We start from the raw sequence: 14,049 nt of genomic DNA on the forward strand, positions 1-14,049 counted from the left end.
CCTAACGGCAGCTCCGCCACCGGCGCTTGACTATGAACTCGAGTAACACCCCGCCGTGGTTCACCTCAGGATCCCGCGCCCCGTAAAGGAGGTCCACCCGGGCATCGACTTTGCTGACCCCGCGGGGCCAAAGCCTGTCCACCAGAACCCGGCAGCCGTCGTCGTCCCCCGGTGCGTCATAGACGCGCCTAATCCCAAAAGTTTCCGCGGTTGTGCCCATCTCCCGCATACCATGGCAGGCTCCGTGCCGCGGGATCTACAGACCATGAAACAATTGCCAGATGGCTGAAGACACTCAGGGTACAGACACGCCCTCCACCGCCCCTATCAACGTTCCGGACAAGCCCGCCCTTGAGGGGCTCGAAGCTGCCCTCACGCAGCGCTGGCTTGCCGAAGGGACCTACAAGTTCAACCCGGACACCACCCGGGAGCAGGTCTACTCGATCGACACTCCCCCGCCCACTGCGTCCGGCTCCCTGCATGTGGGGCACATGTTCTCATTTACGCAGACGGACGTGCTGGCCCGCTACCAGCGCATGATCGGCAAGAACGTGTTCTACCCAATGGGTTGGGATGACAACGGCCTGCCCACCGAGCGCCGCGTGCAGAACTACTACGGCGTGCGCTGCGATCCGGCCATCCCGTACGACGCCGGCTACCGCGCTCCGGCCGAGCCAGCCAAGAACCAGCGAGATTTCGACGTCGTTTCCCGCCGGAACTTCATCGAACTGTGTGAAGAGCTGGCTGTGGAGGACGAGAAGGTCTTCGAAAGCCTGTTCCAGCAGCTTGGCCTCTCCGTGGACTGGCAACTGACGTACAGGACCATCGACGATGCCTCCCGCGAAGTCTCCCAGCGCGCCTTCCTGGCCAACCTGGCAGCCGGCGACGCCTACATGGCCGAGGCGCCAACCCTGTGGGACATCACCTTCCGCACGGCCGTGGCCCAGGCGGAACTCGAAGACCGCGAAGTCGCCGGGGCGTACTACCGCTACCCGTTCTTCACCGAAGACGGCGAAAAGATCTACGTCGAGACCACGCGTCCCGAACTGCTGGCAGCCTGTGCGGCGCTGGTGGCAAACCCCGACGACGAGCGGTACCAGCCGCTGTTCGGCAAGAAGGTCACGTCCCCGGTCTTTGGTGTTGAGGTTGAGGTCAAGGCCCATGCGCTAGCCAAGGCGGACAAAGGCTCCGGCATCGCCATGGTGTGCACCTTCGGTGACCTCACCGACGTCACCTGGTGGCGGGAACTGCAGCTGCCCACCCGCGCCATAGTTGGCCGGGACGGACGGATCATCGGCGAAACCCCGGACTGGATCACCACCGACGCAGGCCGCACCGCCTACGAAGCCATCGCAGGCAAGACCGTATTCAGCGCCAAGGAAGCCGTGGTGGAGCTCCTGGCCGCCGAAGATCTGATCGACGGCGAACCGAAGAAGATCATGCACCCCGTGAACTTCTACGAAAAGGGCGACAAGCCCCTTGAAGTTGTCACCTCACGCCAGTGGTACTACCGCAACGGCGGCCGCGACGAAGAGCGCCGCGCACGCCTGATCGCGCGCGGCCACGAGATCGACTTCCACCCCGCCTTTATGCGGTCCCGCTACGAGAACTGGATCTCGGGGCTGAACGGCGACTGGCTCGTCTCCCGCCAACGCTTCTTTGGTGTGCCCATCCCCGTCTGGTACCCGCTGGATGCCGAAGGCAACCCGCAGTACGACGCTCCGATCGTGCCTCAGGATGAACAGCTGCCCGTTGACCCCGCGGCCGATGCCGCACCGGGTTACGACGAAGCCCAGCGCGGTGTTCCCGGTGGCTTCGCCGGTGACGCCGACATTCTGGATACGTGGGCCACGTCTTCGCTGACGCCGCAGATTGTGGGCGGCTGGAGCCGGGACGAAGACCTGTTCGCGAAGGTGTTCCCGTTTGACCTGCGCCCCCAGGGCCACGACATCATCCGTACCTGGCTGTTCTCCTCGGTGGTCCAGGCTGATGCGCTGCAGCACGCCGCGCCGTGGAAGCACGCCGCCATCTCTGGCTGGATCCTGGATCCGGACCGTAAGAAGATGTCCAAGTCCAAGGGCAACGTGGTGGTTCCCACCGATGTGCTGGAAGAATTCGGCTCCGACGCTGTCCGATACTGGGCCACGTCCGCCAAGCTCGGCGCGGACACAGCCTACGAAATCGCGCAGATGAAGATCGGCCGCCGCCTGGCCATCAAGCTGCTGAACGCGTCAAAGTTCGTCCTGAACCTGGGCGCCACGGAGAATTCAGTGGTCTCCACCGATCTTTCGGTCCTCACGAATCCCTTGGACCGCGCGGTGCTGGCCCAGCTGGCCGAGGTGGTGCGTCAGTCCACCAAGGCGTTCGAGAACTACGACTACGCCCGCGCCCTGCAGATCACCGAGAGCTTCTTCTGGCAGTTCACGGACGATTACGTGGAGCTCATCAAGGACCGCGCCTACGGTGCCGCCGGCGAGGCTGAGCAGGCCTCCGTCCTGGCAGCACTTGCCACCAGCTTGGACACACTGCTCCGCCTGTTCGCCCCGTTCCTGCCCTTCGCCACAGAAGAGGTCTGGGGCTGGTGGCGCAACGGCTCCGTACACGTTGCCCAGTGGCCCACCGCAGTGGATGTGGACGGCGACACCACCCTGCTTGCCACCGTTGGCACGGCCCTGAGCGGTGTCCGCAAGGCGAAGTCCGAAGCCAAGGTCAAGCAGCGGACCGAAGTTCTTTCCGCGACCATCACGGCCTCGGAATCCCTAACCACGCAGCTGAAGGCCGGACTTGGCGACTTGAAGGCCGCCTCGAACGCCCGCGAGCTGACCCTCGTGGCGGGCGACGGCGAACTGACCGTCAGCGACGTGGTGCTGGCCGCGCCGGAGGAACAGCCCAAAGCCTGACCGGATTTAGGTCCCGTTCCGGGGCAGCAGCCCTGTTCTAGGGCCGGCCGTTTTTGGGCCGGCTGTTTTTGGGCAAAGGGGAAGCCCCATCAGCGTTTTGCCGTTGGTGGGGCTTCGACTTTTCGGCCATCCTCGTGACGTCTTTGATGGTCTGGCAGGATCCTTGGATCTTCAGGTCTTCCTACCTCGTCACTGGTAGCTTGTATCTGACTTTGCCGATGGCTGCGTCGGATACATATCACTGAATCTTTGGTTCCTGCGTCTCACTTCTTTCGAAGTGGGTAAGAACCATTGTTGTCCCGACGGTTTGGATGCGCAAGAGCCCCGGACGAACTACATCAGAGTAATTCGTCCGGGGCTCTTTGCTGTCTGCGTCAGCCTGGCGTCAGTCGAATTCGGGGCGTTCGCTGCGGCTGCGCTTAATCTCGAAGAAGTGCGGGTAGGAAGCCAGCGTGACGGTGGCGTCCCACAACTGGCCAGCCTGCTCGCCGCGCGGGATGCGGGTCAGCACCGGCCCAAAGAAGGCCGTTCCGTTGAAGGCAACAACCGGCGTGCCAACGTCCTGTCCCACCAACGAAATGCCTTCCTCGTGGCTGGCCCTCAGCTGGGTGTCAAAGGCGTCCGTCGTGGCAACGTCTGCCAGGCCGGCCGGGAGTCCGCACTCGGCCAGTGCCTTGCTGATGACAACGCCGTAGTCCTTTTCTCCGCCAAGGTGGATCAGTGTGCCCATGGCGTCGTAGAGCGGCTTCACCACGTGGTCGCCGTGCTGCTCCTGGGCCGCGATGATGACCCGGACCGGGCCCCAGGCCTTGTCCATGAGCTCGCGGTAGCCGGCGTCCAGTTCGCGCCCCTCGTTGAGGACGGCCAGGCTCATCACATGCCACACGGTCTCAATGTCGCGGACGGCCTCAACTTCGCCGATCCAGCGTGAGGTGATCCAGGCGAAGGGGCAGAGCGGATCGAACCAGAAGTCGGCCTGGTTGATGGTTGTTTCAGTCATGCGTGAGTCCTCGGGTTCCTGGGCGTGCGGGGATGGACGGTGGAAGGGGCTGGCGAGGTGCCGGACGCGTCAGGCGGACTTGCGTCGCTTGGTCACGTGCGGAATCAGGGTGGGCTCAGCCTTGCTGAGGACAACGTCAGCGGTGATGACCACGCTGGCCACGTCCTCGCGGCTGGGGAGGTCGAACATGACCGGGAGCAGCACTTCCTCCATGATGGCGCGGAGGCCGCGGGCACCGGTGCCACGCTCAAGGGCCTGGTCGGCGATGGCGTTGAGGGCGTCCTCATCAAAGACGAGTTCCACGCCGTCAATCTGGAACATCTTCTGGTACTGCTTGACCAGCGCGTTCTTCGGCGTGGAGAGGATCTGGATGAGGGCGTCACGGTCGAGGCTGGAGACCGTGGTGATTACGGGCAGGCGGCCGATGAATTCCGGTATGAGGCCGAATTTCAGCAGGTCCTCGGGCATCACTTCGCCGTAGGAGTCCACCTTGTTGCTGGCGTCGTTGAGCGGGGCACCGAAGCCGATGCCCTTGCGCCCGGAGCGCGAACCGATGATCTCTTCCAGCCCGGCAAAGGCGCCCGCCACGATGAAGAGCACATTCGTGGTGTCGATCTGGATGAATTCCTGGTGAGGGTGTTTCCGTCCGCCCTGCGGCGGAACCGAGGCCACGGTTCCTTCGAGGATCTTCAGGAGGGCCTGCTGCACGCCCTCACCGGAGACGTCCCGGGTGATGGAGGGGTTCTCGCTCTTACGCGAAATCTTGTCGATTTCGTCAATGTAGATGATGCCCTGTTCGGCCTTCTTGACGTCGTAGTCCGCTGACTGAATGAGCTTGAGGAGAATGTTCTCCACGTCCTCACCCACATAGCCGGCTTCGGTGAGCGCGGTGGCGTCGGCAACGGCAAACGGAACATTCAGGCGCCGCGCCAGTGTCTGGGCAAGATAGGTTTTGCCGCAGCCGGTCGGGCCGATCAGAAGGATGTTGGACTTGGCGATTTCGACGTCGTCGTGGTGCCCGCCCTCGGCGAGGCTGCCGCTCTTAGGGGCGTGGCCGGCCTGGATCCGTTTGTAGTGGTTGTAGACGGCGACGGCGAGGGAACGTTTGGCAGGTTCCTGGCCGATGACGTATTCCTGCAGGAAGTCAAAGATCTCGCGGGGCTTGGGCAGTTCAAAGCTGCCCAGATCGGCGACTTCCGCGAGTTCTTCTTCAATGATCTCGTTGCAGAGTTCAATGCATTCGTCGCAGATGTAGACACCGGGCCCGGCAATGAGCTTGCGTACCTGCTTCTGGCTCTTTCCGCAGAAAGAACACTTCAGCAGATCCGTGCTCTCGCCAATCCGAGCCATATGTGAACCCCTTTAGTATCTTGCTGCCAGGCAGCTGTGCACCGTTGCTGGAATCGTAGCGGGCCTGGGAGGACCGGCCGTGACATCTTCCACTCTAGGTCACAATTGCGCCCAAGGGTGGAAAGCGAAGGCCGGTGCGGCCCAAATAACTGGGACCGCACCGGCCGCCGAAGAGCCGTACTACCTGGTAATTGCCTGTGGCTTGATCTTGCGGGAATCAAGGACCTGGTCGATAAGGCCGTACTCCAGGGCGTCGGCCGCGGTCAGGATCTTGTCGCGCTCGATGTCGTTGTTGACCTGCTCAGAGGTGCGGCCGGAGTGGTGTGCGAGGGTGTCCTCGAGCCAGGAGCGCATCCGCATAACTTCCGCGGCCTGGATCTCGAGGTCCGAAGCCTGGCCACCCTGGCCGCCGGACAGTGCCGGCTGGTGAATCAGGACACGGGCATTGGGCAGTGCCAAACGCTTGCCGGGGGTGCCTGCAGCGAGCAGAACCGCGGCGGCACTGGCCGCCTGGCCGAGGCAGACGGTCTGGATTTCAGGCCGGATGTACTGCATGGTGTCGTAGATCGCCGTCATGGCGGTGAACGAGCCACCCGGGGAGTTGATGTACAGGGTGATGTCACGGTCCGGGTCGGTGGACTCGAGGACCAGCAGCTGGGCCATGACGTCATCGGCCGAGGCGTCATCCACCTGGACGCCGAGGAAAATGATGCGGTCCTCGAACAGTTTGGTGTAGGGGTCCTGGCGCTTGAAGCCATAAGGCGTGCGCTCTTCGAACTGGGGAAGGACGTAGCGGCTGGTCGGAAGGTTACCGGCAGTCGATCCGAAGTTGTAAGTCATTTTTGTTGCTCCTGATCTAAAGGTTCTAGTGCCGGGTTACTTCTCGGATGCCGACTCGCCGGAGGGGCCGTTGGCGGTTCCGCCGCCGCCGGCCACGGTGCCGGCGTGGGCAGCGATCTTGTCGAAGAAGCCGTATTCGAGGGCTTCTGTGGCGGTGAACCACTTGTCGCGGTCGTTGTCCTTGAGGATGGTTTCCACCGACTGTCCGGTCTGATCCGCGGTCAGTTCAGCCATGACCTTCTTCATGTGCAGGATGAGCTCGGCCTGGATCTTGATGTCCGAGGCTGTGCCGCCGATGCCGCCGGAGGGCTGGTGCATCAGGACGCGGGCGTTGGGGGTGGCGTAGCGCTTGCCCTTAGTGCCGGAGGAGAGCAGGAACTGACCCATGGAGGCTGCCAGGCCGGTGGCGACGGTGACGACGTCGTTCGGGATGAACTGCATGGTGTCATAGATGGCCATGCCTGCAGTCACGGAGCCGCCGGGAGAGTTGATGTAGAGGTAGATGTCCTTTTCCGGATTCTCGGCGGACAGGAGCAGCAGCTGCGAGCAGATGGCGTTGGCGTTGTCGTCACGCACCTCGGAGCCCAGCCAGATGATGCGCTCTTTGAGGAGGCGGTTGTAGATGTAGTTGTCCTGGCCGGCCGGATCTACAGTCGCCATCCGGGGGGCCTCTGCGTGCTGTGACATGTGTACTTACCTCTCGCTGGTGACGGTGACATCACTGAACTTCACTACTTGGACACTAACCGGTTTAGTGGCCGATTTGTTCGCCGGAATCGCGCTGTTCGCTGACGGCGCACGATCCCTGCAACTGCCCGTTAACCAAGGCAGCCCCCGGACCGTCAGGTCCGGGGGCTGCCTTCAGTCGCACTGCCAGGGGCGTGCTAGAACTTCACTGCTGCCGGGTCGTCACTCGGGGTGGCCTCGGTCTCGGCGGCTGTGTCATCAGCAGCCTCAGCCTCAACGGCGGGAGCCTCGTCTTCGCCGCCGGGGCGGACGAAGTCGCTGAGGTCAACAGACTTGCCGTCCGTGTCGGTTACCGTGGCCTGGCCCAGGACTACGGCCAGGGCCTTCCGGCGGCGGACCTCGGAAACCATCATGGGAACCTGGCCGCTCTGATCGATGATCTGGGCGAACTGGTTCGGGTCCATGCCGTACTGGCTGGCGGCGCTGACGATGTAGTCGATCAGCTCAGCCTGGCTGACGTTGACTTCTTCCTTTTCGGCGATGGCGTCGAGGATGACTTCGTTCTGGAAGGCGCGGGCGGTGTTGGCCTTGACCTCTTCGCGGTGCTCCTCGGTGTCGTGCTCGCCTTCACCGTGGCCGTTGCCCTCCTTGAAGTGGGCTTCGACCTGCTCTTCGACCACGGAGTCCGGAACCGGAACCTGGACGAGTTCAACGAGCTTATCCAGGACCTTGTCGCGGGCCTCTACGCCCTGCTCAACAACCTTGGAGTCGGCGGCCTGCTTGGCCAGGTCCTCGCGGAGTTCGGCCAGGGTGTCGAACTCGGATGCCAGCTGGGCGAAGTCGTCGTTGGCTTCCGGAAGCTCGCGCTCCTTGACGGCCTTGACAACAACCTTCACCTGGGCGGACTCGCCGGCGTGGTCACCGCCCACCAGGGTGGTTTCGAAGATGGCGTCTTCGTCAACGCTGAGGCCGGTGACGGCCTCGTCCAGGCCCTCGAGCATGGTTTCGGTGCCCACCTGGTAGGACAGGCCGGACGCGGAATCAACGTCGGCACCGTCAATGGTGGCGGTGATGTCGATGGTCAGGAAGTCGCCATCGGCGGCCGGGCGGTCCACGGACTTCAGCGTGCCGAAGCGGCCGCGCAGTTCATCCAGGGCCTTGTCAACGTCTTCGTCGGAGGATTCCGCTGCGGCGACCTCGACCTTGATGCCGGCGTAGTCCGGGAGTTCGATCTCGGGACGGATATCAACCTCGGCGTGGAACTTCAGTTCCCCGTCCGTGGAGCTGGGGTCCGGAACTTCGGTGATTTCAACCTCGGGACGGCTCAGGGGCCGGATGCCGGATTCCTGGACTGCAGCCTGGTACCAGCCGTTGAGGCCTTCGTTGATGGCCGTCTCCAGCACGTAGCCGCGGCCAACGCGCTGATCGATCAGCTTGGACGGGACCTTGCCCTTACGGAAGCCAGGGACCTGGATCTGCGAAGCAACAGTCTTGTATGCCTCGTCGATGCTGGGCTTCAATTCCTCAAAAGGGACCTCAACATTGAGCTTGACCCGCGTGGGGGTGAGGTTCTCGACAGCGCTCTTCACGGTCTAAGTACTCCTGGGTTTGTGGGATGGGTTTCTGCAAACGCAGTTTTCTTGCTCGGACCGTATGCACGGCCCGAGCCGCAGAGTCGGGGTGACAGGATTTGAACCTGCGACTTCCTGCTCCCAAAGCAGGTGCTCTAGCCAAGCTGAGCTACACCCCGTAAGTGCACAGGCAAGTCTACGTTCATCCGGGCGTTCTTTGCACATTTGACACGTGGGCCATGAATTAGGTTTAGTTGTATCCGGCTTCAACAGCCAGCCCGAAGAAACGCAGTACAGCCTGATTCAGTAGCTGAGGTGTTTTTCCGGGGACGTAGCTTAGTGGTAAAGCCTCAGTCTTCCAAACTGATGATGCGGGTTCGATTCCCGTCGTCCCCTCCACATAATGCAGGGCCCCTCGCTGAGGGGCCCTGCATTTTTGTTGGCTGACTTAACTTAGGTGTCGGCCGCCGTTTGTTGGCTACCGCTGCTGGCAGCGGGGGCACCAGTACAGCTTGCGGCCCACCATTTCCGTGATGGCCACCGGCACGGCACAGACCCGGCAGGGCTGCCCTTCGCGCTTGTACACGAAGTGGGCGTCGCCGCCCGAGGGCAGGACCGCCCCTGGCTCCCGGTGATCTGGCTCCGGGCGATCCGGCTCCCAAGACACGTGCTCCCAATACACCTGCGGTGTGGTGATGATCCGCCCGTCGCGTACGCCGTCGGCCATTACGGCGGCCGTGTCATCCCACAACAGACCGGCGGCGCTGCTGGAAAGGGCAGTGCCCGGCAGCCATGGATCCAGCCGCTGGCGGAACAGCACCTCGGCACGGTAGACATTCCCAACGCCGGCAATCACCTTCTGGTCCATCAACTGCGCTGCGATAGGCGTCTTGCGGGACAAAAGGCCCGTCACAAAGCGAGTCCTGTCCGCGGGACGGTTGTGCAGCGGATCCGGCCCCAGCCGAGCCAGGACGGCCTGTGCTTCGGCCTCGGTGATGGCCGCGCAGGTGGTGGCACCGCGCAGGTCTGCCCAGCCATGGCGGCTGACCAGCCGGACGCGCACGGCGCCCCGGGGCTCCGGCGGGCCTGCGTACTCATCGGTCCCGGCGTCGTCGAAAATTTCGGCGTCGTCGAAGACCTCGCGCTCCCCGATCTTCCGCGGCGCGCCGATGCTGGAGGCCCCGCTGAAGGTCGCGTCGCCGCCGAAGTCCCAGGCACCGTAGAGCCCCAGGTGGACGTGCAGCACTACGGCGTGGTCAAAGTGCAGGAAGAGATGCTTGCCGTGGGCGCGCGAATCCGTCAGGACTTGGCCGTCCAGCAGGGCTGCGCCGGCAACGAACCGGCCCTGCGGACTGCTGACGGCCAGGGCCTCACCGGTAAATACGTCCCCGAACTGTTGCGCCAGGCGGCGGACTGAATGCCCTTCGGGCACTACTCGATGACCTCGCCGGTGGTTTCGTAAGCCGCGATCTTGCCGATGCGGCGGACGTGCCGTTCGTCGTTGCTGAAGGGCTCAGCCAGGAAGGCCTCGATCAGTTCAGTTGCTTCCTCAACCGTGTGCTGGCGGCCCCCCACGGCCACCACGTTGGCGTCGTTGTGTTCACGTGCCAGGGTGGCGGTGGAACGGTTCCAGGCGAGGGCCGCGCGGACCCCCTTGACCTTGTTGGCCGCAATCTGTTCCCCGTTGCCCGAGCCGCCCAGGACAATGCCCAGGGCATGGATACCTGCCTGCTGGTCAGCAACCACGGCGAGCGCTGCGTTGATGCAGAAGGACGGGTAGTCGTCCAGGGCGTCGTATTCTTTGGGGCCGTGGTCCACCACGTCGTAGCCCTTGGCCGTGAGGTGGCTGACCAGGTGGGCGCTGAGTTCCATGCCGGCGTGGTCGGTGGCGATGTGTACCCGCGGGAAGGCAGGGGAAGGAGTCACAGCAGTATCCGTTCGTTTCGGCGCCGGGGCCAGCAGTGCTGGTTCAGGCCAGGGTCAGATCATCACGGACAAGGTTACTAGGACTCAGACTCTGTGGCACGTTCGCCGGGGGTACCCCCGCGTGCCCGGGCAGCCACCCGGGTCAGGACTTCTGCCAGCCGGGCCGCGGACGCCGGGCTGCCGCCGCTGACCGCAAGGTTGCGCCCATCTGTTTGATGTACGACGACGGCGGGGCCGCTGCTGACCAGCATCGCGGCGGTACCGCTGTGGTTGCGGTAGCCCCACCCGCCGTAGTCGGCGGCGCGGACGTCCGCGGCGCTGGCCGTGGAGATCGCGGCTGCCGGCACGGCCATCACCGGCAGTACGCCGGCCACCAGGACGCGCAGGCCGCGGCGGTCGGCCTTGACGCGGGCGCAGAGGAAAGCAGCGGCCACCACAGCGAGGGCAGCCATCAGGGCCCCGAGCCACGGCAGTGCCACGGCGATCAGGGCGGCGGGGAACAGGCTGGCCACCGCGATCATCACAAACACGGAGCTGCGGGCGTGCACCCACATCCGGAAAGTGTCTCCGGCGAGCTCCGGGTCAAGTTCGCGGACGAGAGCCAGTTCCAGGGCCCGGTCATCCTCGGGCGACCACCGCGCGTCGGCTTTGAAGACGAACCCCATGATGACGCCCAGCGACAACGCCGCCCCGCTCCCGAGGGCGAGGACCGTGAGATCCACCCGGGACTCCCGGGCGTCGGCGAGGCCGGCCTGGCCCACCAGCCCGGCCGCCAGGACGCTGGTGATGAACAGGCTCAGGAACAGTCCCGTGCCCATCATGATCCGGCGCATCACAGCGGGCCGGGACAGCTGTACCGCCTGGGACAGCACCAGCCAGCCTGAGGCGAGGATGAGGAGAGCGCCACCGGCCGCATAGGCGCCGAACGGGGCAAAGGCGGCGCCGCCGTCGGCCGTCCAGCTGACCGCTACGGGGTCCGGAAGATCGGGCCGCAGCAAAAACGCGCAGAAGACAAAAGCCGCGGCCAGGACCACGGGAAAGCCCACCACGAAGCGCAGTGCCTTGGTATCCACCGAATCCCGGAACTTTCCCATGCATTAACGCTACTCCCGCCGGAGGCCGTGACAGAATGACTTCACTGTGCCGGTGCAGGCCACCGCCCGCCGGCAACCGCAACCCCTTCTGGAGGCCCCACTTGCCAGGCATGAACTTGACTCGCGCCGAAGCCCGCGAGCGCGCCGAAGTCATCAACGTTGACTCCTACGACATCATTCTGGACCTGACCAGGGGCGAGAAAGTTTTCGGGACCACCACCACGGTGAAGTTCACGGCAGTGCCCGGATCCGCCACGTTCATCGATGCCGTCACCGACGCCGTGCACAGCGTCACGCTCAACGGGCGCGCCCTTGACCCTGCCGTAGTGTCCGACGGCATCCGGATCCAGCTCCCCGAGTTGGCCGCGGCCAACGAGCTCACGGTGGTGGCCGACGCGCCGTACATGAACACCGGCGAAGGCCTGCACCGCTTCGTGGATCCGGTGGACAACGAGGCGTACCTGTACACGCAGTTCGAGGTTCCCGATTCGCGCCGCATGTTCGCGGTGTTTGAGCAGCCCGACCTCAAGGGCACGTTCAGGTTCACGGTCACGGCGCCCTCGCACTGGGATGTCATCTCCAACTCCCCCACCCCGGCCCCCGTGGAAGCCACCCCAGGGGACGACGGCGGCGCCCGCTCGGTCTGGGCTTTCACGCCCACACCGCGGCTGTCTTCCTATGTCACCGCCCTGATCGCCGGCCCGTACCAGGCTGTCCGGTCCGAGGTCACCAGCTCCGACGGCCGCGTGATCCCGCTGGGTGTTTTTGCCCGGAAATCCCTGATGCAGTACCTCGACGCGGACAACATCTTTGACCTGACCCGCCAGGGCTTCGAATTCTTCGAGGCGCAGTTCGGCTTCCCGTACCCATTCGAGAAGTACGACCAGCTGTTCGTGCCGGAGTTCAACGCGGGCGCCATGGAGAATGCCGGCGCGGTGACCATCCTCGAAGGCTACGTCTTCCGGAGCAAAGTGACCGGGGCGCAGATCGAGCGCCGGGCCATCACCGTGCTGCACGAACTCGCGCACATGTGGTTCGGCGACCTGGTGACCATGCGCTGGTGGAATGACCTCTGGCTCAACGAATCGTTCGCCGAATACATGTCCCACCTCGCGGCAGTGGAAAACACGTCCTTCACCAGTGCGTGGACCACTTTCGCCTCGGTGGAGAAGTCCTGGGCCTACCGCCAGGACCAGTTGCCCACCACGCACCCGATCTTCGCCGACATCAGCGACCTGCAGGACGTGGAGGTCAACTTCGACGGCATCACGTACGCCAAGGGCGCCTCTGTTCTGCGCCAGCTGGTGGCCTGGGTGGGGCCGGAGCAGTTCATGGCCGGGGTCCGGGAGTACTTCGCCAAGCACGCGTGGCAGAACACCGAGCTCAGCGACCTCATGGTGGAGCTGGAGAAGGCCAGCGGCCGCGACCTGGACCAGTGGGGCCGCCTTTGGCTGGAGACTGCCGGCGTCAATACGCTCAAGCCGGAGCTCGCCGTGGATGAAGCCGGGACGCTGACATCCTTCACCATCGTGCAGTCAGCTGTCGAGGAGTGGCCCACCATCCGTCCGCACCGGCTCGCCGTCGGCTTCTACAACCTGAACAGCGCTGGAAAGCTGGAGCGCGTGCACCGTGAGGAGCTAGACGTCGACGGCGAGCGTACGGAGGTGCCGGCCCTGGCGGGCCTTGCCCAGCCAGACCTGATCCTGGTCAACGACGACGACCTCGCCTACGCCAAGGTTCGGCTGGACGAGAAGTCCCTCGCCACGGCAACGGCGCACCTGAAGGACTTCAGCGAGAGCCTGCCACGCACCTTGGTGTGGAACTCCGCCTGGGACGCTGCGCGCGACGGAGAGTCCCCGGCGCGCCGGTACGTGGAGCTGATCCTGGCCAACGTGGCCGCGGAATCGGATTCGTCGGTGATCCTGGTCCAGCTGCGCCAGCTGTCCACCACCCTGAACTTCTACGTCGCCGAGGAACACCGCGAGGCCACTGCTGTCACCGCCGTGGACACCCTGTGGGATCTTGCCTGCGCTGCACTTGGCGGTTCCGATGCCCAGCTGCAGTTTGTGAAGTCGTTTGCCCTGCTGGCCCGCAGCTCAGGCCAGCTGGACACCGTCGCCGGGCTGCTGGACGGCACAATGACCCTGGACGGGCTGGCCGTGGATCAGGACCTTCGCTGGGAGCTGCTGGCGTCGCTGGTGGCCGGCGGCCGGCTGGGCCAGGCCGAGATCGGCGCCGAACTCGAACGCGACAACACCGCGAGCGGACAGAACGCCGCGGCCCTGGCCACGGCTGCCATCCCCACCGCCGAAGCCAAGGCCGCCGCCTGGGACTCGATCGTGGTCACGGGAGAACTTTCCAATGCGCTCCAGGGTTCAGCCGTCAACGGCTTCATGCGGGTGCTGGACCGTTCGCTGCTTGAACCCTACTCAGAGAAGTACTTCAAGGCTGTTCCCGGGATCGTGGCAAACCGCACGCACGCCCTCGCCCAGCAGATCGTCGTCGGGCTTTACCCGGCGCTGCTGACCACGCCGGCAACAGTGCACCGGACGGATGCTTTCCTCGCCGACCTTCCCGCAGACAGCGCCGCCCTGCGCCGCATGATGCTGGAAAACCGCGACGGCGTAGCCCGGGCCCTGCGGGCACGCGCGGCGGACGTGCTGCCGGGCGAAGCCTAGGCC

General features: G+C 64.4%; 11 protein-coding genes and 2 tRNA genes. 3 read left to right on the top strand and 10 right to left on the bottom strand.

Features of this window, described 5'->3' with window-relative positions; translation table 11 throughout:
• Position 1: 1 nt before the first annotated feature.
• Positions 2-229, bottom strand: a complete 228-nt coding sequence (locus tag ACZY1F_RS09830; RefSeq protein WP_463941524.1) for a DUF488 domain-containing protein — start codon at positions 227-229, stop codon at positions 2-4.
• 52 nt (positions 230-281) lie between these two features.
• Between ACZY1F_RS09830 and valS the strand changes: the two genes are divergently transcribed.
• On the top strand, positions 282-2,900 hold the full coding sequence (gene valS, locus ACZY1F_RS09835; protein ID WP_463941525.1) for a valine--tRNA ligase: 2,619 nt from the start codon (positions 282-284) through the stop codon (positions 2,898-2,900).
• Positions 2,901-3,285: 385 nt separating this feature from the next.
• On the opposite strand, the gene ACZY1F_RS09840 is transcribed toward valS, so the two are convergent.
• The 6 genes from ACZY1F_RS09840 to ACZY1F_RS09865 form a co-directional block, all read right to left on the bottom strand.
• Positions 3,286-3,900, bottom strand: a complete 615-nt coding sequence (locus ACZY1F_RS09840; RefSeq protein WP_463941526.1) for a mycothiol-dependent nitroreductase Rv2466c family protein — start codon at positions 3,898-3,900, stop codon at positions 3,286-3,288.
• A 69-nt stretch (positions 3,901-3,969) separates the two neighbouring features.
• The gene (gene clpX / locus ACZY1F_RS09845; protein ID WP_185260773.1) at positions 3,970-5,250 is read right to left on the bottom strand and encodes an ATP-dependent Clp protease ATP-binding subunit ClpX; all 1,281 of its coding nucleotides are present in this window, start codon (positions 5,248-5,250) and stop codon (positions 3,970-3,972) included.
• A gap of 180 nt (positions 5,251-5,430) precedes the next feature.
• Entirely contained in the window at positions 5,431-6,090 is a 660-nt protein-coding gene (locus ACZY1F_RS09850; protein WP_185260774.1) for an ATP-dependent Clp protease proteolytic subunit, read from the bottom strand.
• A 36-nt stretch (positions 6,091-6,126) separates the two neighbouring features.
• Positions 6,127-6,750, bottom strand: a complete 624-nt coding sequence (locus ACZY1F_RS09855) for an ATP-dependent Clp protease proteolytic subunit (protein WP_463916244.1) — start codon at positions 6,748-6,750, stop codon at positions 6,127-6,129.
• A gap of 224 nt (positions 6,751-6,974) precedes the next feature.
• The gene (gene tig, locus ACZY1F_RS09860) at positions 6,975-8,366 is read right to left on the bottom strand and encodes a trigger factor (protein WP_463941527.1); all 1,392 of its coding nucleotides are present in this window, start codon (positions 8,364-8,366) and stop codon (positions 6,975-6,977) included.
• 86 nt (positions 8,367-8,452) lie between these two features.
• Positions 8,453-8,527: transfer RNA gene (locus ACZY1F_RS09865), tRNA-Pro, on the bottom strand.
• 146 nt (positions 8,528-8,673) lie between these two features.
• On the opposite strand from ACZY1F_RS09865, the gene ACZY1F_RS09870 reads away from it, so the two are divergent.
• Positions 8,674-8,747: transfer RNA gene (locus tag ACZY1F_RS09870), tRNA-Gly, on the top strand.
• A 79-nt stretch (positions 8,748-8,826) separates the two neighbouring features.
• Here the strand turns inward: ACZY1F_RS09870 and ACZY1F_RS09875 are convergent.
• The 3 genes from ACZY1F_RS09875 to ACZY1F_RS09885 all read right to left on the bottom strand — a co-directional run bounded on the left by ACZY1F_RS09875 (position 8,827) and on the right by ACZY1F_RS09885 (position 11,368).
• Positions 8,827-9,780 (bottom strand): Fpg/Nei family DNA glycosylase, encoded by a 954-nt coding sequence (locus ACZY1F_RS09875; RefSeq protein WP_463941528.1) that lies wholly within the window; start codon positions 9,778-9,780, stop codon positions 8,827-8,829.
• Positions 9,780-10,274 (bottom strand): ribose-5-phosphate isomerase, encoded by a 495-nt coding sequence (locus ACZY1F_RS09880; RefSeq protein ID WP_463941529.1) that lies wholly within the window; start codon positions 10,272-10,274, stop codon positions 9,780-9,782. Before ACZY1F_RS09880 ends, ACZY1F_RS09875 begins: the two co-directional genes overlap by 1 nt.
• 77 nt (positions 10,275-10,351) lie before the next feature.
• Positions 10,352-11,368, bottom strand: a complete 1,017-nt coding sequence (locus ACZY1F_RS09885; protein ID WP_463941530.1) for a hypothetical protein — start codon at positions 11,366-11,368, stop codon at positions 10,352-10,354.
• A 110-nt stretch (positions 11,369-11,478) separates the two neighbouring features.
• On the opposite strand from ACZY1F_RS09885, the gene pepN reads away from it, so the two are divergent.
• Positions 11,479-14,046 (top strand): aminopeptidase N, encoded by a 2,568-nt coding sequence (pepN, locus tag ACZY1F_RS09890; protein ID WP_463941531.1) that lies wholly within the window; start codon positions 11,479-11,481, stop codon positions 14,044-14,046.
• Positions 14,047-14,049 lie beyond the last annotated feature (3 nt).

It is taken from the genome of Pseudarthrobacter xylosi, assembly GCF_055412765.1.